The following is a 15250-nucleotide window of genomic DNA, read 5'->3' as shown; positions in this document are numbered from 1 at the left end:
TCAAATTGGCTAATCTGCCACAACTGAATATGACCGTCAAGGTCAGATGAAGAAACCGATGTATTGAGCGTAAAGCGATCATGCGTCGGTTTTTCTTTTTGCAAAATAGTCCGGTGGACTGTTTTGTAAAACCGAAGGAACTGACAGAGCTTGGGACGGGGCGAAGTCAGTTTGTTCGGGCGGGAGTACGGAGGGTGCAACCCTTTGTGCATGGGTACAGGGAATGCAATACCCCTGTGCAGGTCAAGGGCGGCAGCCTTGCCCAGTTAAGTGGCGTTTCGCCACTTAGTACTGGGTATTACTTGACGCAGAAAGCCGCAAGGAATCAGCTTCGCTGCCCTTCTCCCCTGTCGGGGAAATCAAAAAGAAAAGGAGGAACTCATGTGAAATTAACAAGGCACAATGGACGAGCCGGAAAGAATGGCGTCTATAATCCGAAGCACAATGACCGCAGCTTTGATATTGCCAACAGCGAACACATTGACGAAGAACGAGCCAAACAAAATCTCTATTGGGACTGTTACAATGGCTTCCGCAATTTCAAAAATCCCGAAAAGGAAAATGAGCTGTCTGCCACTTTTGAAGATGTGGAACAGCTTTTCTATCGTCAGCGGTATCGTGATTTTGTGACCGGACAGAACGAAAGAAATGTGAAGAACCGACACCCTGAAAGAAATAAGGAAACCGGAGATTTACTCAAAAGCAAAAAGACCTGTCCAGAGGAAACGGTCTATCAGATTGGAACGCTTGATAATCATGTTCCACCGGAATTGCTCATTGAGATCGTCACAGAATTTATGGAAATCGTAAATGAGCGTTTCGGCTCTCATGTCCATATCCTGAATTGGGCGCTTCACTTGGATGAAAGCACCCCTCATATTCACGAGCGTCATGTGTTCGACTGTGAAAATCAATATGGGGAGATTGCCCCACAACAGGAAAAGGCTTTGGAAGCACTGGGGTTTGAACTGCCGGAACCGGAGAAGCCGGTCGGAAGAAAAAACAACCGCAAGATGACTTTCGATTCAGCCTGCCGAGTGCTTCTGTTTGATGTGGCGAAAAAGCATGGCTTACAACTGGAAGAAGAACCGGAATATGGTGGTCGTGCTTATCTGGAAAAACAGGACTATATTCTTTTCAAGCAAAAGGAGCAACTGGCAGCACAGGAGCAAAAGTTGGAAGAACTCACGATGAAGATTGAGGATGTGGAAGCTCTGGTGGATGAGGTTGCTGATATTGCCTATGACAAGGCGGTTGAGGTCGTTGCTGATACTGTGAAACTGGAAACGCACAAGGAGGATATTAAGCTTGTGGAGCAGTCTAAAGCGTGGGTTCTCTCCCCTGAGCGTAAGGCTTCAAAGAAAGAAATCGAGTATGCAACGAAACGATTGGATGGCGTGATTGCAAGAATCACAAATGCTATGAAATCAACCATTCAGAAAATCCAAACTACGCTGATGAAACCGGAGGTCAAAAAAGCCGGAACGGAGCAAATCAAGAAGAAAGCCAAAAGTTCCATTATAGATCAGTTGAGCCGCAAGAAGAAGGAAATGGCAGAGCGTGAAGTCAGCCGGACAATTCCGGCGAAAAGCAAAAAACAGGATATGGAACTCTAAGGCACTTGCTGTTTTCACTTTGAAAATGACAGGTGCTTTTGCTTTAGGGAGCAAGAAAATATCTTCCATTCTTTAGGTTGATGAAGTATAATGGAGATACACTATTTGAGAATCTTAAAGAGGTAACGGCTATCATGAAAAAATTATTAACATTGGTGTTACTTGTTTCACTATGCTTAAGCGGTTGTGCATTAGGGAACAATGTACGAGGATATATTAAAGATATGTTAAAAGATTTTTTGCCAATAGAAAACAGTGATGATTGGATAATGTCGATATTAAGCAACAATATTAAGGTCGATAAAGATGGTGAAGAAACGTTAGAAATTTGTGGAGTAATGGGATAGGAGACCAGCTATGAATATTAAAGAACTTGTACCAGTAATCAGCATTCTTTTATCCATAAGAATAGCTGAATACGCTATGAAAAAATATAAGGAACAGAAAGACGTTGAGGTAACCAAAAAGCAGAAATCCAGAAAGCAGACAAAAAAATATATAATTACAGCACCCAGCATCTTGAAAGTAGGATTACCATGCGGAATATTTTTTGGTTGTACAACTATTGCTTTTATTTTAAGTCAGATCTTCAAATGGGAATTTGTACAACAGATAGAAAATTGTTATTTTATGTTGATTTGTTTGTTGGTATCTATAGGATTTACAGTATTAGGAATTGTTCTGACATTATATGGATACATATGGAAGATAGAATATGACACACAAGAGATTATCTACCGTTCTGCATTAGGAATTACAAGGAAATATAGAATTGAAGATATTACAAGATGCGTAGGAAAGAGAAGAAATCAATATCGCTTTTATCAGGGGGAGAAAAAGATATTCCAGTATGAAATGGATGCAGAAGGAGATGTTTATGATTTACTAATTATTTTGAAAAAAAGGGGGATAGATGAAGAAGAATTGATTCCATCTACGAAAGAGCACTGCATCGTAGAGCCAATGATTATCCGGAAAATATTGCCTATCATAGGTTTCTGCATTTATACTTTTTTTACAATTGTATTATTTTTGACTCGAGATGGGAAAATTTGGATGTATCTGTTGCTGGGAGTGATAGATTTACTGTTGCTTTATTACAGCGGTGTCTATTGGTATGATCAACTGGAAGTACAAGACAAACTTTATAAGAAAGATTTTCTAAAGAAAATGCGGACAGTTGAATTTAAAGAGATTACAAAGGTTGAGCAACACAAAAGTATAATAGAAAAGGAGTACATAATTATTTATGTAAAAGGAGAAAAACCAATAAAAATAGACAGATATAATGAAAATGTAGAAGTTTTGCTAATGAGATTAAAGGATGAAAAAATATCTGTAATGTGATTGATAAATAATGTGGAAGATTAGGATAAAGAAGAAGCAGTACTTATTCGGATAAAAAAGGAAAGCGGAGAACACCAGATCTCTTACTGGTACAATTTTCCAGTATTGAAACGTATATTGGTTCAGCATTTGGTGGTGCATTAGGTGGAATTTTGGGAGCACCTTCAGCTATAGGAAAAGTAGGTACAACTATAGGCGCTTCTGAAAAGATACTAAATTTTTTATCAAAGCCCTTTATTATTGGAGGGATTTCAAGTGGAACATCAACATTAGTTGGGGAAAGTCTTGAAACGATGACAGGAACAAATAAAAGGGGAATAGAACAAATCAGCTTGGATGTACTTGAAGATTTGATTTTAGGAGGTATCTTAGGCGGTATAGGATCAAAAATAAAAATAAAAGGATTAAATGCAGGAAGAAATAACTATCAAGCAATTTTTGCAGGAGGAATAACAAGGCTTGTTAATGGGACAGGTGCAATGCATCTTAAAACATTATTAAAAGGATATATTGCACAATTAGTTGAATCGATAAGAGATGGAGTAGCAGGAGAGATATATGATTATATAAAAACAGAATTATTTGGTTGTGGGGAGGCATAAAATGGAATTTAGTATTTTTAGACTTGAAATAAGAGGGATATTGTTTGGAATAGCAGTATTATGTTATATAGTGTATTGTATAAAAAAAGAAAGTTTTTATTTGCACTTTTTTTTAAGAAAAAAAGTGTTGTAGAGCAATATAAATATAACGGTAGAAATGATATTAAATTACTTAGAGGTGCTAATTTAATGTTATTAATAACGGTAATTTTTATTTTAGTATATATAATGAAAATTATTTTTGATATTCCGTACATAATTAATAAAGAATATTTTTACATTAAAGGCTATACTATTGAACAAAGTCATGGTGGTGCGGATGTTTCTCATGAACGTAGAAGCATTTTTGTAAAGGATGAAGATACAGGAAAAGTATTTGAAATTACGGTTTTTTCAGAATACATTGATGAAAACGATTTTTTAGAAGTTGAATTTTTGCCACATACCAAATATGGAGCAATTATTTCGAGAGAAAAATCGAGATGATTAGGTTAATTGGAAGTTACCATACGAGGAGAAAATGCTATGACAATATCTGATTTCAAGAAAGACACAAGCCTGACAAGTATACCGGAAAACAGCAGCAATCTTACAAACTTAGATTTAGAACCTGTAATCGCCTATGGCAGACTGCGTGCATTATTTGGAGAACCCAATTATGAAACACAGAATTTTGAAGACGCTTACTCTTATATTCTATTTGTTGAGTCGGAGTCTTCTGAAAAAATTTACTTGGAAGTGTATGAGGGAAGCAGCGGACCGGCGATTGGTGGTCTGAACAATGCTGAGAGTTTGCAAGCTGCTGAAACTCTGAAGAAATTGATAGAGGAATCAGAAGAAGTGGCAGATTATCAGTATGAGGGATACTATTTGGATTTAGATTCAAAAATCACTATGGGTATCAAAGATGGCGTGCCTTATTATAACGAGGAATTTTGTGAGGAAATTCCCGATTTTCAGTAATTAGACGAAATAATTATCATTTAGAAGAAGCAGGAAATCTGAAAAGGTCTCCTGCTTTTTTGCACCCCAAATTGAATATGGAACTCTAAAGCACTTGCTGTTTTCACTTTGAAAATGACAGGTGCTTTTGCTTTAGGGAGGGTAAGTTTGTCAGAAAACTAAGTTAAAAATATTTCACTTTTGCTATTGACATTTGTATATCTGAGTGATATATTTATAACATAGCAAGTGCGAAATATATAACATTGGAGGAAGAAACATGAATAAAAAAGTATCTTTAAGAGAAATTGTTGGAACAAAAATAATCTACGCAATCATTCTTGCATCTTACTACTGGATGTGGGCAAGAACGGATTGGAAAGACTGGTATCTAACTTTACAGCTTGTACTTGGTTGTTTCCTTGCTGCTTTTTTTGCATTTCAGCAAATGAGAAATTAAGAAATACAAAAAGGAAGGAATTGATGAAATGGCAGAGCGAAACTTGAAACGATGTGATTCATTTTGCTTGAAGGTTTTTGTCGCTGTTATGGTTGTAGTTGCCTGGGGATGTGCTGTTTTGGGTCATGTTGATGCTATCAATATGGGCGTAGTTGGGTGGATTATAGTTTTAACTATTTTGATTTTATCTATTATTAGAACATTGATGTTTGTGATTATAGATAGCAAGGGGGTATGATATGGCTCTTGTTACAAAAATTAAAGAATATCGTGAGCAGGCAGGATATAAGCAAAGCGAACTTGCAGAGCTTGTTGGTGCGAGACGAGAAACGATAGTTCACCTTGAAAATGGCAGATATAATCCGTCTCTTAAATTAGCCATGGATATTGCAAAAGTATTTCATGTTACAGTGGAGGAGTTATTTGAATTTGTAGAAGATGAGAAATAAAATTTAGACATCTTCTTACTAATAAATCTTCACAGCTTTACTAAGCAGGAAATCCGAAAAGGTCTCCTGCTTTTTTGCACCCAAAATTGAATATGGAACTCTAAGGCACTTGCTGTTTTCGTTTTGAAAATGACAGGTGCTTTTTTCGTTTCAGGAAAGGAGTCACATGAATGTATTTGAAGTTGTAAAAGAAAATGTTACTGCCCGACAAGCCGCAGAAGCCTATGGCTTGAAAGTGGGTCGCACAGGTATAGCGTGCTGTCCGTTTCACTCGGATAAGTCCCCCAGTATGAAGCTGGATGAACGCTATTACTGTTTTGGCTGCGGAGCAACCGGAGACGCTGTTGATCTGACAGCGAAGCTATTCGGTATCGGGCTGAGGGAAGCTGCTGTCAAACTTGCTGAAGATTTTGGTCTTAACTATGACAGCCGACAAAAGCCCAGTGTCCGCCCTCGTATTCGTGAGCCGACACCGGAACAGAAGTATCAAAAAGGAGAAAATCATTGCTACAAGGTGCTGACGGATTATTTTCATCTTCTTAGAGAATGGGAAAAGAAATACGCTCCTAAACAGCCGGATGAGGAATGGAATCCTCTGTTTGCAGAAGCACTGCACAGGAAGAACTATATCGAATATCTGCTTGATATTCTTCTGTATGGTTCATTGGAGGAACGAAAAGCACTTGTGGCAGAACAGAGAAAGGAGGCGTTGAAACTTGAACAGCGAATTGCAGAACTGTCAGCAGACAGAACCATGCACAGTAGAAGAAATCCGAAACAGCTTAGAGCAGAGCGAGAAAGGTAAGGTTTATAATACTGCCGCAAATTATAAGCGTGTTCTGCAATATGACCCACTTTTGAAAGGGGCTATCCGAAAAAATCTTCTGACCGAAAGAATCGACATTGTGAAGCCCCTCGGCTGGTATCGTGACAGCCCGACATTGACGGATGTAGATGTGAAATATCTGCTCCTATATTTTGAAGAAAACTATGGATTGACCGTAGAGAAGAAAATCATAGACGCAGTTGCGGTTATTGCCAACGAAAACCGTTACCATCCTGTCTGTGATTTTCTCAATGCCCTGCAATGGGACGGAACGGAACGCATACGCTTCTGTCTGCACCACTTTCTCGGTTCTGATACAGATGATTACACCTATGAAGCATTGAAGTTGTTTCTGTTGGGTGCTATCTCACGAGCCTTTAAGCCGGGGTGCAAATTTGAGGTAATGCTCTGTCTTGTAGGCGGTCAGGGAGCCGGAAAGTCCTCTTTCTTCCGTTTGCTTGCGGTCAATGATGATTGGTTCTCTGATGACTTGAAAAAGCTGGATGATGAAAACGTGTACCGCAAAATGCAGGGGCATTGGATTATTGAAATGTCGGAAATGATTGCAACCGCCAACGCTAAGAGCATTGAAGAAATCAAATCCTTTCTGAGCCGCCAAAAGGAAACCTATAAGATACCGTATGAAACACATCCGGCAGACAGAAAACGACAATGTGTGTTTGGAGGTTCTTCTAATACCCTTGACTTTCTTCCCCTTGACCGAACAGGCAACCGCCGCTTCGTTCCGGTTATGGTCTATCCTGAAAGGGCTGAGGTTCATATTTTGGCGGATGAACAGGCTTCCAGAGAGTATATCAATCAGATGTGGGCAGAGGCTATGGAGATTTACAGAAGCGGCAATTTCCGTCTGAGATTCAGTCCGGCTATGAACGCTTATCTGAAAGCCCACCAAAAGGACTTTATGCCGGAGGACACAAAGGCAGGACAGATTTTAGACTATTTGGAACGCTATTCCGGCAGCATGGTCTGTTCCAAACAGCTTTATAAGGAAGCACTGGGGCATGATTATGACGAACCGAAACAATGGGAACTGCGAGAGATCAACGACATTATGAATAACGCTGTCACAGGCTGGAGGGCGTTCAGCAATCCTAGATCCTAGGTATTTTCCAGAGCCTTACCGCAGACAAAAAGGCTGGGAGCGTATCAGGAACGACAACGAGCCTGACAACAGCATGGATGGTTTTCAGGAAATCCCGACAGAGGAAATGGAACAGTTAGGACTTCCGGAAGAATGGTTGAAGCAAAAATAAAAGCCAGTTGTCGCTTCGGTTGTCGAGCCGGTTGTCGGTCTGGTTGTCGGGCGAAAATCCCGAAAGCCTTGATATTGCGGCACTTTTCCCTTTCTGACAACCATGACAACCAATATTATAAAGAAAAAGGAAATAGTAAAAAGATAGTATCGCCCGATAAAGAAAAAAGGTTTTCTGATGTCCGTTGTCGGAACTTCGTTGTCAGACCTTTCCTTGTCGGGCTTTTTTCATTTAAGTAGGAGGAATATCGTATGACAAATATTGTGAACAGTACACTACCCACCCCAAATAACCATTCGGAGAAAAACAAACCGGATGGAGTTTTTGTGATTAAGCAAGGCAAAACAAATTATAAAGTCAAAGTGTTTTTTGACCATAGTAGCGGTTTGACTGCGGAGGACAGGTTGAAACGCATTATTCAGGCAGAAGCAGAGAGAGAATCTGCGTAAGTAATATGAAAAATATCCACGCACCCCCTTGACAAAAGCTTTCAGATGACCGTTTATGCGGTAAAGTCCACCGAGATTGGCATGAAGGTTGGAAACAAGACGAGCATTGTCAGCAGTGATATTTTCTATCTGGGCAAGTGCATCCTTTTCCAGTTTTATTGCTTTTTCAGGTTTGGTTTCAAGGGTTGCTTGAAAATCCAGTAATAACGCTCGGTCAGAGTTGGTGCCAATGCTTTTTGTCTTTAACAGCACCTTCAGTTCCTGAATGATTCCCTTCATACCTTTGTGATAGTTATAGTTATCCATGTATGGAAATGCATTTTCCAGAAAAAGCAGATACTTTGGCATATCATCTTTTTCAATCAATTCTATGATATTTCCGATTGTTTGAAATAGCTTTTTATAATAATCTACTTCCATTCCATGCATTAAACATATGTGCTGCAAAGAATCCAGCAACGTGTGACAACTACTTACAGATGGTTTTGTCTCTGAAAGGGTGATTTCCTGAATCATCGGATGCAGAGAGATAGTGCGACGTGTTGTTGTCTGAACGAAACCAGTCTCAATTAAATCGTTGATTTCATTTAGTGTGGACAGTTCCAGCCATTTGGCAAATATACGGGCAGAAATACCGGTGGAAGGAAGAAAGCACATATTACACATGATATCCTGCTGTTTAAGAGATAAAGTGTATAAAGAAAACAGCGTATGGATATGACTATAATAGGTGGCTTTGCTGCTTTGTCCATCTTTGATTATTTTAATTTTATCTTCGTTATGGAAAGATGCTTTTTCCACTTGAAGTCTTGTTAATAACTGGTCTGGAGTCGAGATTCCATTTTCCAGAAGTTTTGCTGCCAGTTCCACGGCAAAAGTATGAGAGTGAACAGTTTCGATGATCTTTTCAACTGTTGCCCGGTACGTGTCTGCCTCTGAATAAAATACTGATGCCAGCTGGAAGAGAGCGTTCATATCTGATATTTCTTTTAATGGCAGAGTACAGTATTCATCCAGTTTGCTTCTGGTTGTAAACAAAATCTGGCAGCGATATTTTAATACTACTGCCAGAAAGCTGTCTTGTGTAGCAGTGACATTAAAATTATCTATGATAAGCAGAGTATCAGATTTCAGGGAACGCAGAAAACGGTTATGTCTTTGAAACCGTTCCTGTTCAGTGCTTTCCGGAAGATCGTCAATAAAATCCATGTCAGTAATATCCTGATGAAGATTGCCGGTATATTCTACATAAAGGATATTGGTGTATTGCTTTATGTACCGCTTTGCGTAGGCTTTGGCAAGTTCACTTTTTCCGATTCCGGCGATTCTGCAAAGAAAAACATGACGGTTTTCCTCAAGCATGGTATATAATTCTTCCAGTTCTTTATCTCTTCCGATAAAATGACGGCATGGTTTCGGAACCTCACTATCCATAATATAATCCAGCACAATGGGGGATAAAGCCCCTCCGGCGAGTAGCTTCTGATTTTTGGTATTACGTTTGATGAATTGGCGTTCCATGCCAAAAGAAATCAGTTTTGCAAGAAACAGCAGTCTTGAACTGGCTGGTTTGTACAGAGAAGCCAGATTTTTCTTTTTTGCATCTGAGATGCTGTCATCCTGAATGAATAAAGTGTAAATATCTTGTATAGTCATATTACAGTCAGACATCAGTGGAAGAAGATTCTGGTGGATGGTATGGGCTAATTTTTCCTGATTGGATGGCTTGGAATAGTAAGCGGATATTTTAGGACTGATTTTAGCCTGACCAGTCATCCAGCGGCAAACCAGACCGTTGTCCATTGAAAAATCCTGATTTGCCGGATCATCCATAAAATCTTCAAATAATTCGTATAAAAAATCAGGCTGACTCATTTGATTACTTTCGCTGATATGATTTTTTAAGCAAGTGCTAATAGAAGAAAAATCGCATCGATTCAATAGAAATTCCCCTTTCGTAGTTAAGATTGAGTATATCTATCATAACACGAACATATATTCGGTTCAAGAAAATGTGGATATTTTTAAAGTGATTGTGTCAATTTGCAATCAATTTCTATTCAATGTGGTTTTCCGGCAGGTTCTGTAAAATAAGCTCAGATCAAAACAATGACGGGAGGAGCTTATGCAACAGAATATTGAATTTGAGCGGTGCATTGATTTTCTGGTACGGATGATTGATAAGTACGGCGAAGAAGTCCTCCGGGAGTTGGAGGAAGAAAAACAGAATAAGGAAGAAAAAGAAGTGGCAGTTTCCTGAAATACAAAATGTAAATCAGACTGTCGCTTTTTTCATGCATTTTTAAATCAAATAAATTTTAAAAGCTGATGCAGAGTGTGTGGCTCATTATTCTGAGAAGCGGTAATACGAGTATCAAATGGCTTGAAATGATTCTGCGTATAAAAGCTCAGAAGAAATTCATTATCTTCGCATTCAAGAAACTCCATAACGCCACCTACGGAATATTTGAGACTGGATATGGTTTCCAGTGCAAATCCCAGTAGAATATTTCCAGGAATTCGTTTTTCCTTTGGAAGAGAATAGTTCTTTCCCAACTGGGCGATCAGGTAAGCTGCGGTAGTATAGGAGTGTGTTTCTTCATCCAAAATACTGACACGGGACAGCTTTTTTGCCATTGTCTTGCTGATATTTGAAGCACGGACAGAGATGGGTTTTACTGTAAGTGAAAAATAACCAACCAGTGAAGCATCTTCAGCATCAAATACCAGATAAGTGATAGATTGATCTTTTTTGGTAAACTCAATCGCATTATGTAATAAAAAGTATTCCACATCGGGATTTTTGGGACAAGAAAAATCGGAGAGTAAGTCGTAAAGACTTTCCTCTCCGATATATGTCGGTTCGTCTTTATCCAAATATGCCCGAATATTAACGGTAAAATATTTATCAGACATGTTTTTTCTTCCTTTTTGACATTAAAGCTAAGATTTCCTGTGGGTTTGTTAACTGACGTCCGGGAAGTGTCTGCTTTGGTGTGCGGTCACGGTCAGCTTCGTCAATTGCTGCGACAAAACGCTTTACGCTATTTGGATTGGATACGACAAAATTATGAGTAATACTTGAAGTAGCCATACTAACACCTCCTCTTTTTTGGCTTTTTTGTGTATTTATAGTATATGCAATGTGTGATAAAAACACAATATCAAAAACAGAAATTATTTCTAAATAATTTTCAAGCCGGACATTTATTAGACGCTTCCGGTAAGCGAACAATATTTTCGAGCCAATCATTTATAAGTCGCCGATGGTGGGCGGGTAATATTTTGATAACAGAAATGCTCTGTATCTAACTTAATTATATGATTGGCGAAGAAATGCGTCAATACGGAAAATAAGTATTGAAAGTAGTTGGAACAAGTACTAAAATAAGGTTGGGACAATAAAACAGAGTTATACTGCGAGGAAGATTATGAAGAATAAAAAGATTAAATGCGATATATATACCAGAGTATCCACAACCATGCAGGTAGATGGCTACAGTCTGGATGCTCAGAAAGAAAAACTCAAGAGATATGCGGAATTTCAAAACATGGAAATCGTAAATGAGTATTCCGATGAAGGTAAGTCTGGAAAGAGCGTAGAGGGCAGACCGGAATTTCAGAGAATGTTAGATAATATTGAGAATGGAACAGATGAGGTACAGTTTGTATTGGTGTTCAAGCTTTCCAGATTCGGTCGTAATGCGGCAGATGTATTAAACTCTTTGCAGAGGATGCAGGATTTTGGAGTGAATCTGATCTGTGTTGAAGATGGGATTGACAGCTCAAAAGATAGCGGAAAGCTGATGATTTCTGTTCTGTCTGCGGTGGCAGAGATTGAACGAGAGAATATCCTTGTTCAGACAATGGAAGGACGTAAGCAGAAAGCCAGGGAAGGAAAATGGAACGGAGGATTCGCTCCATATGGTTATGAATTGGTAAATGGAGAATTACAGATTGCAGAGGACGAAGCGGAGATTATTCGTTTGATTTATGACAAATTTATTCATACTAATATGGGAATCTCTGCGATTGCTGCATGGCTGAACCAGCATGGATATAAAAAGAAAAAACGACAGAATAATACATTGGACGCATTTGCCTCTTCCTTTATAAAAGGTGTTCTGGATAATCCGGTATACTGTGGAAAGTTGGCTTATGGACGAAGGAAGAACGAGAAAGTTTCTGGAACAAGAAATGAATATCGCATTGTAAAGCAGGAAAATTATATGCTGCACGATGGTATCCATGAAGGAATCATCTCAGAAACAGACTGGGAGCTTGCTCATCAAAAACGGGAAAAAACGGGTGTGAAATATGAAAAGACACATAGTCTGGATCATGAGCATATTTTATCCGGAATATTGAGCTGTCCGTTATGTGGAAGCGGTATGTATGGGAACGTGAACCGAAAGAAAAAGAAAGACGGAACCTTATATAAGGATTATTTCTATTATGCCTGTAAACATCGTCGTCTGGTAGACGGTCATAAATGTGGATATCGTAAACAATGGAGTGAGGAGAAGATTAACAATGCAGTGGAAGAGGTTATTCGGAAGCTGGTGAAGAATCCTAAATTTGAAGAAGCAATTCTGAATAAAATTGGTTCAAGAATAGATACAGAAGAAATAGAAAAAGAGATTGACGGATTGGAAAAGCAGCACAGGCAGCTGACCGGAGCAAAAGCAAGACTTGGACAGCAGATGGACAGTCTGGATATTATGGATAAATTTTATGAGAAGAAATATCAGGATATGGAGACAAGGTTATACCGTCTGTACGATGAGATCGAAGGCGTGGAGAACAGTATAGATGAAGTTAAGAACCGCCTGCTGAATATCCAGCAACAGAAAATATCAGAAGAAAACGTCTATCAATTTCTCTTATATTTTGATAAACTATATGATAAGTTCACCGACCTAGAGAAGAAAGAATTTCTTAACAGCTTTGTGGAACAGGTGGACATTTATGAGCAGGAGCAGCCAGATGGCAGATTCCTGAAGCACATAAAGTTCCGTTTTCCGGTGTATTTTGGAGATAGGGAAACACAGGAACTTTGTTGGGACAACGAAAGTACCGTTGAGACTGTGGTGTTGTTACAAAGGAAAAATATGTAGAAATCCTTGAATTTACGCACTTTGTGGAGTTTTTCAGTTTCAGAAAAATAGGTGAAAATCACAAAGAAAAGAGCCTTGTGAAGAAAGTAACCGTTGTTGTTGCGTTAGACCTCGGGACGGGGAACACAAAGAATCTTGAATATGAAAATGAATAGAGAGCTATCAGATCATTGATAGATTATAGGGATACTTGTTAAAAGCGGGTGTCCCTATTTTTTATGGGGCATTCCAGAAATGGAGTGTCTTTTTTATACCCAAATATTAAAAATTCAGGAGGAAAATGAGAATGACAAACACAGCGTTAAGAGCAGAGAATAGCAATTCTCGAACAATTACTTTCAAGAGCAGGGAACACGAAAAATTTTATGAGGAATATCTGAAAAAATGCAGATATCAGGATGTTTACCATCGGGCTTTGGTTTATTGCCTGGGTATCGACAGGGACACAAGAAATAATGTGAATAAAATCTATAATTTTAAAACTGGATGTGTAAAAACGGAATGCCTGCAGGAAGGGTGGCAGACCAGTGGAAGTTTACGAATCGTCCGTATGGCATTTAACCTGTATTGTAATGGAACACCAAGCGTCGGAGATTACGAAGCAGAAGAAGATCAGTTGAAAGAATGTCAGTGTTATACCGTAGAGGATCTGTTTTGCTGTGGATATGCCCGGTATTTCTGGGAAGCCATTAAAATCCGTTATCCAGAATATTGCTTTTACAAAGACTGGGAGGATATATATGCTGAAAATTAGATTACAGGGTACTTTAAAGGACATTCAATGGTTTCGCCGTATTTTGGAAAAGCATAAGGAACTGGATGTCCTGGAAATATCTGATGCTTACGCAAATAAAGGAACAAGTAAATATTTTCGTGTTTATGTAGAAGTAGAAGAAAAACAGTAAATCGGAGGAAAGTATATGTGTAAAGTAATTGCTATTGCAAATCAGAAGGGCGGAGTAGCCAAGACGACGACAACCATCAATCTGGGAGCCGGACTGACAAAGAATGGGAAAAAAGTAGTGCTGGTAGATGCAGATCCACAGGGACATCTGACAATGGGACTGGGATTTCCCAAAAATCTCAAAGTGACTTTAAAGAGTATGATGGAAAATATCATCATGGGGCTGGAGTTTGATCCAAAGGAAGCAGTCCTGCACCATGAAGAAGGGATGGACCTGATTCCGTCCAATAAATTGCTTGCCGGAATGGATATGTCCTTATTTACTGTTGAGGATAGGGAAAAAGTACTGAAAGAGTATCTGGAACTGCTGAAGGATGAATATGATTATATTCTGATTGACTGTATGCGTTAAGAAACAAAGATAGTGCAACAAAAGTGTACGAACTTGATTATCCAGAGTTGTTAAAGGATAAGGCAGAGCGAATCAAAAAGGCAAATCTTAAGGCATCGGCTGTTAATGTTCCTTGTGATCTGGCAGATCCAGAATGGAAGAATGAGCTTTTAACATTTGGTTATGAGAAGGGTTCTAAAGCATTTGGCAGCCTGTTAGGAATCAGTTACTATCTTGAAAAGAAGGACTTCGAGCAGTTACTTAGCGGAGTGAGTAAAGTTATGGAGAGTGAATCAGCCATTTGTTTTGATTACTGGTATTGATATTACACCAGCGTACATAGATTATGCAAACGAGCAGGCAAAAGAAGAAAGTTTGAATGCAAAGTTCTTTTGTCAGGACATTCGCACGATTACATTTGATAAGGAATTTGATGTTGTGCTGAATATGGCGGACGGAGCAATAGGATATCTTGAAGACGATGAGGAAAATCATAAGATTTTTTCTGTTATTGCGAAAGCATTAAAAAAAGGTGGAAAGCACTTTATGGATATCATGAATGGAAGCTATGCAGAAACACATTTCCCGTGTAAGTTATGGGATGCAGGAGAAAAGGGACTTACATTATCTGCTTTTGAATGGGAGAAGGAAAGAAAAACACTGATATATGGGCAGGTAGACTATATGTATGGAGAAGCATTTTATAAGCCTGAAATAAAAGAAGGAAATCCTATAAGGTTATATAGTTTGCATGAAATCACGGAGATATTCGGTAAACTGGGACTTCGTATTTGTAACAGTTTTGCTGATTTCAGTGGAAAGCCGAGTTCTGATAATGATATTCAATTGATGGTTTATTCCATACGAGAATAA

The 15250-nt window shown here is 38.8% G+C and carries 20 protein-coding genes and 2 pseudogenes; 19 read left to right on the top strand and 3 right to left on the bottom strand.

The window, feature by feature from the left end:
• The first annotated feature begins 80 nt into the window (after window positions 1-80).
• The 12 genes and pseudogenes from BQ7344_RS03490 to BQ7344_RS15925 all read left to right on the top strand — a co-directional run bounded on the left by BQ7344_RS03490 (window position 81) and on the right by BQ7344_RS15925 (window position 7965).
• Window positions 81-1616, top strand: coding sequence for a plasmid recombination protein (locus BQ7344_RS03490; protein WP_200793030.1), 1536 nt, complete (start codon window positions 81-83; stop codon window positions 1614-1616).
• Between the two features lie 134 nt (window positions 1617-1750).
• Entirely contained in the window at window positions 1751-1963 is a 213-nt protein-coding gene (locus tag BQ7344_RS03485; protein ID WP_143143532.1) for a hypothetical protein, read from the top strand.
• Window positions 1964-1973: 10 nt separating this feature from the next.
• Complete coding sequence (locus BQ7344_RS03480; protein WP_015541022.1) at window positions 1974-2963, top strand: DUF6560 family protein; 990 nt, start codon at window positions 1974-1976, stop codon at window positions 2961-2963.
• A gap of 152 nt (window positions 2964-3115) precedes the next feature.
• Window positions 3116-3565 (top strand): hypothetical protein, encoded by a 450-nt coding sequence (locus tag BQ7344_RS03475; protein WP_072521442.1) that lies wholly within the window; start codon window positions 3116-3118, stop codon window positions 3563-3565.
• A 60-nt stretch (window positions 3566-3625) separates the two neighbouring features.
• The gene (locus tag BQ7344_RS03470; RefSeq protein ID WP_235816026.1) at window positions 3626-4051 is read left to right on the top strand and encodes a hypothetical protein; all 426 of its coding nucleotides are present in this window, start codon (window positions 3626-3628) and stop codon (window positions 4049-4051) included.
• A gap of 39 nt (window positions 4052-4090) precedes the next feature.
• A complete protein-coding gene (locus BQ7344_RS03465) occupies window positions 4091-4528 on the top strand; it encodes a hypothetical protein (protein WP_015541023.1) in 438 nt (145 codons plus the stop codon).
• 259 nt (window positions 4529-4787) lie between these two features.
• Window positions 4788-4967 carry a hypothetical protein gene (locus BQ7344_RS16425; RefSeq protein WP_235816025.1) on the top strand — a complete coding sequence of 60 codons (180 nt, stop codon included), beginning with the start codon at window positions 4788-4790 and terminating at the stop codon, window positions 4965-4967.
• Window positions 4968-4995: 28 nt separating this feature from the next.
• Window positions 4996-5205, top strand: a complete 210-nt coding sequence (locus tag BQ7344_RS16420) for a hypothetical protein (protein ID WP_015541025.1) — start codon at window positions 4996-4998, stop codon at window positions 5203-5205.
• 1 nt (window position 5206) lies between these two features.
• Window positions 5207-5416 carry a helix-turn-helix transcriptional regulator gene (locus BQ7344_RS03455; RefSeq protein ID WP_015541026.1) on the top strand — a complete coding sequence of 70 codons (210 nt, stop codon included), beginning with the start codon at window positions 5207-5209 and terminating at the stop codon, window positions 5414-5416.
• Window positions 5417-5582: 166 nt separating this feature from the next.
• The gene (locus tag BQ7344_RS03450) at window positions 5583-6221 is read left to right on the top strand and encodes a CHC2 zinc finger domain-containing protein (protein ID WP_015541027.1); all 639 of its coding nucleotides are present in this window, start codon (window positions 5583-5585) and stop codon (window positions 6219-6221) included.
• A pseudogene (locus tag BQ7344_RS03445) lies at window positions 6133-7516 on the top strand (VapE domain-containing protein). Before BQ7344_RS03450 ends, BQ7344_RS03445 begins: the two are co-directional and overlap by 89 nt.
• Window positions 7517-7767: 251 nt before the next feature.
• Window positions 7768-7965, top strand: a complete 198-nt coding sequence (locus BQ7344_RS15925) for a hypothetical protein (protein WP_005335835.1) — start codon at window positions 7768-7770, stop codon at window positions 7963-7965.
• A gap of 45 nt (window positions 7966-8010) precedes the next feature.
• Here BQ7344_RS15925 and BQ7344_RS16775 read toward each other — a convergent pair.
• Window positions 8011-9840: pseudogene (locus BQ7344_RS16775) on the bottom strand (Archaeal ATPase); the annotation flags it as partial.
• A 250-nt stretch (window positions 9841-10090) separates the two neighbouring features.
• Between BQ7344_RS16775 and BQ7344_RS16640 the strand changes: the two are divergent.
• Window positions 10091-10225, top strand: coding sequence for a hypothetical protein (locus BQ7344_RS16640; RefSeq protein WP_255367425.1), 135 nt, complete (start codon window positions 10091-10093; stop codon window positions 10223-10225).
• Window positions 10226-10272: 47 nt separating this feature from the next.
• On the opposite strand, the gene BQ7344_RS03425 is transcribed toward BQ7344_RS16640, so the two are convergent.
• Entirely contained in the window at window positions 10273-10881 is a 609-nt protein-coding gene (locus BQ7344_RS03425; RefSeq protein WP_072521440.1) for a GNAT family acetyltransferase, read from the bottom strand.
• The gene (locus tag BQ7344_RS16415; protein WP_014080774.1) at window positions 10874-11059 is read right to left on the bottom strand and encodes a hypothetical protein; all 186 of its coding nucleotides are present in this window, start codon (window positions 11057-11059) and stop codon (window positions 10874-10876) included. Before BQ7344_RS16415 ends, BQ7344_RS03425 begins: the two co-directional genes overlap by 8 nt.
• Before the next feature lie 337 nt (window positions 11060-11396).
• On the opposite strand from BQ7344_RS16415, the gene BQ7344_RS03415 reads away from it, so the two are divergent.
• The 6 genes from BQ7344_RS03415 (at window position 11397) to BQ7344_RS03395 (ending at window position 15250) form a co-directional block, all read left to right on the top strand.
• On the top strand, window positions 11397-13082 hold the full coding sequence (locus tag BQ7344_RS03415) for a recombinase family protein (RefSeq protein WP_072521439.1): 1686 nt from the start codon (window positions 11397-11399) through the stop codon (window positions 13080-13082).
• A 286-nt stretch (window positions 13083-13368) separates the two neighbouring features.
• On the top strand, window positions 13369-13836 hold the full coding sequence (locus BQ7344_RS03410) for a DUF6075 family protein (protein ID WP_044987252.1): 468 nt from the start codon (window positions 13369-13371) through the stop codon (window positions 13834-13836).
• Entirely contained in the window at window positions 13823-13987 is a 165-nt protein-coding gene (locus BQ7344_RS16260) for a hypothetical protein (protein WP_200793029.1), read from the top strand. The genes BQ7344_RS03410 and BQ7344_RS16260 overlap by 14 nt, the downstream gene beginning before the upstream one ends.
• 15 nt (window positions 13988-14002) lie before the next feature.
• Window positions 14003-14398, top strand: coding sequence for a ParA family protein (locus tag BQ7344_RS03405; RefSeq protein ID WP_235816024.1), 396 nt, complete (start codon window positions 14003-14005; stop codon window positions 14396-14398).
• Window positions 14386-14700 (top strand): class I SAM-dependent methyltransferase, encoded by a 315-nt coding sequence (locus BQ7344_RS03400; protein WP_083585473.1) that lies wholly within the window; start codon window positions 14386-14388, stop codon window positions 14698-14700. Before BQ7344_RS03405 ends, BQ7344_RS03400 begins: the two co-directional genes overlap by 13 nt.
• Window positions 14666-15250 (top strand): class I SAM-dependent methyltransferase, encoded by a 585-nt coding sequence (locus BQ7344_RS03395; protein ID WP_235816023.1) that lies wholly within the window; start codon window positions 14666-14668, stop codon window positions 15248-15250. Before BQ7344_RS03400 ends, BQ7344_RS03395 begins: the two co-directional genes overlap by 35 nt.

The sequence above is a fragment of the Blautia sp. Marseille-P3087 genome (genome assembly GCF_900120195.1).
Taxonomy (GTDB): domain Bacteria; phylum Bacillota; class Clostridia; order Lachnospirales; family Lachnospiraceae; genus Blautia_A.
Note: the sequence above shows the minus strand (reverse complement) of the source record. Positions and strands in the feature narration are given on the sequence as shown.

What these genes read in the sequence shown, in the direction of transcription:
- BQ7344_RS03490 (WP_200793030.1), top strand. Translation starts at nt 81, where the DNA reads ATGCGTCGGTTTTTCTTTTTGCAAAATAGTCCGGTGGACTGTTTTGTA.
- BQ7344_RS03485 (WP_143143532.1), top strand. Translation starts at nt 1,751, where the DNA reads ATGAAAAAATTATTAACATTGGTGTTACTTGTTTCACTATGCTTAAGC.
- BQ7344_RS03480 (WP_015541022.1), top strand. Translation starts at nt 1,974, where the DNA reads ATGAATATTAAAGAACTTGTACCAGTAATCAGCATTCTTTTATCCATA.
- BQ7344_RS03470 (WP_235816026.1), top strand. Translation starts at nt 3,626, where the DNA reads ATGTTATATAGTGTATTGTATAAAAAAAGAAAGTTTTTATTTGCACTT.
- BQ7344_RS03465 (WP_015541023.1), top strand. Translation starts at nt 4,091, where the DNA reads ATGACAATATCTGATTTCAAGAAAGACACAAGCCTGACAAGTATACCG.
- BQ7344_RS16425 (WP_235816025.1), top strand. Translation starts at nt 4,788, where the DNA reads ATGAATAAAAAAGTATCTTTAAGAGAAATTGTTGGAACAAAAATAATC.
- BQ7344_RS16420 (WP_015541025.1), top strand. Translation starts at nt 4,996, where the DNA reads ATGGCAGAGCGAAACTTGAAACGATGTGATTCATTTTGCTTGAAGGTT.
- BQ7344_RS03455 (WP_015541026.1), top strand. Translation starts at nt 5,207, where the DNA reads ATGGCTCTTGTTACAAAAATTAAAGAATATCGTGAGCAGGCAGGATAT.
- BQ7344_RS03450 (WP_015541027.1), top strand. Translation starts at nt 5,583, where the DNA reads ATGAATGTATTTGAAGTTGTAAAAGAAAATGTTACTGCCCGACAAGCC.
- BQ7344_RS15925 (WP_005335835.1), top strand. Translation starts at nt 7,768, where the DNA reads ATGACAAATATTGTGAACAGTACACTACCCACCCCAAATAACCATTCG.
- BQ7344_RS16640 (WP_255367425.1), top strand. Translation starts at nt 10,091, where the DNA reads ATGCAACAGAATATTGAATTTGAGCGGTGCATTGATTTTCTGGTACGG.
- BQ7344_RS03425 (WP_072521440.1), bottom strand. Translation starts at nt 10,881, where the DNA reads ATGTCTGATAAATATTTTACCGTTAATATTCGGGCATATTTGGATAAA.
- BQ7344_RS16415 (WP_014080774.1), bottom strand. Translation starts at nt 11,059, where the DNA reads ATGGCTACTTCAAGTATTACTCATAATTTTGTCGTATCCAATCCAAAT.
- BQ7344_RS03415 (WP_072521439.1), top strand. Translation starts at nt 11,397, where the DNA reads ATGAAGAATAAAAAGATTAAATGCGATATATATACCAGAGTATCCACA.
- BQ7344_RS03410 (WP_044987252.1), top strand. Translation starts at nt 13,369, where the DNA reads ATGACAAACACAGCGTTAAGAGCAGAGAATAGCAATTCTCGAACAATT.
- BQ7344_RS16260 (WP_200793029.1), top strand. Translation starts at nt 13,823, where the DNA reads ATGCTGAAAATTAGATTACAGGGTACTTTAAAGGACATTCAATGGTTT.
- BQ7344_RS03405 (WP_235816024.1), top strand. Translation starts at nt 14,003, where the DNA reads ATGTGTAAAGTAATTGCTATTGCAAATCAGAAGGGCGGAGTAGCCAAG.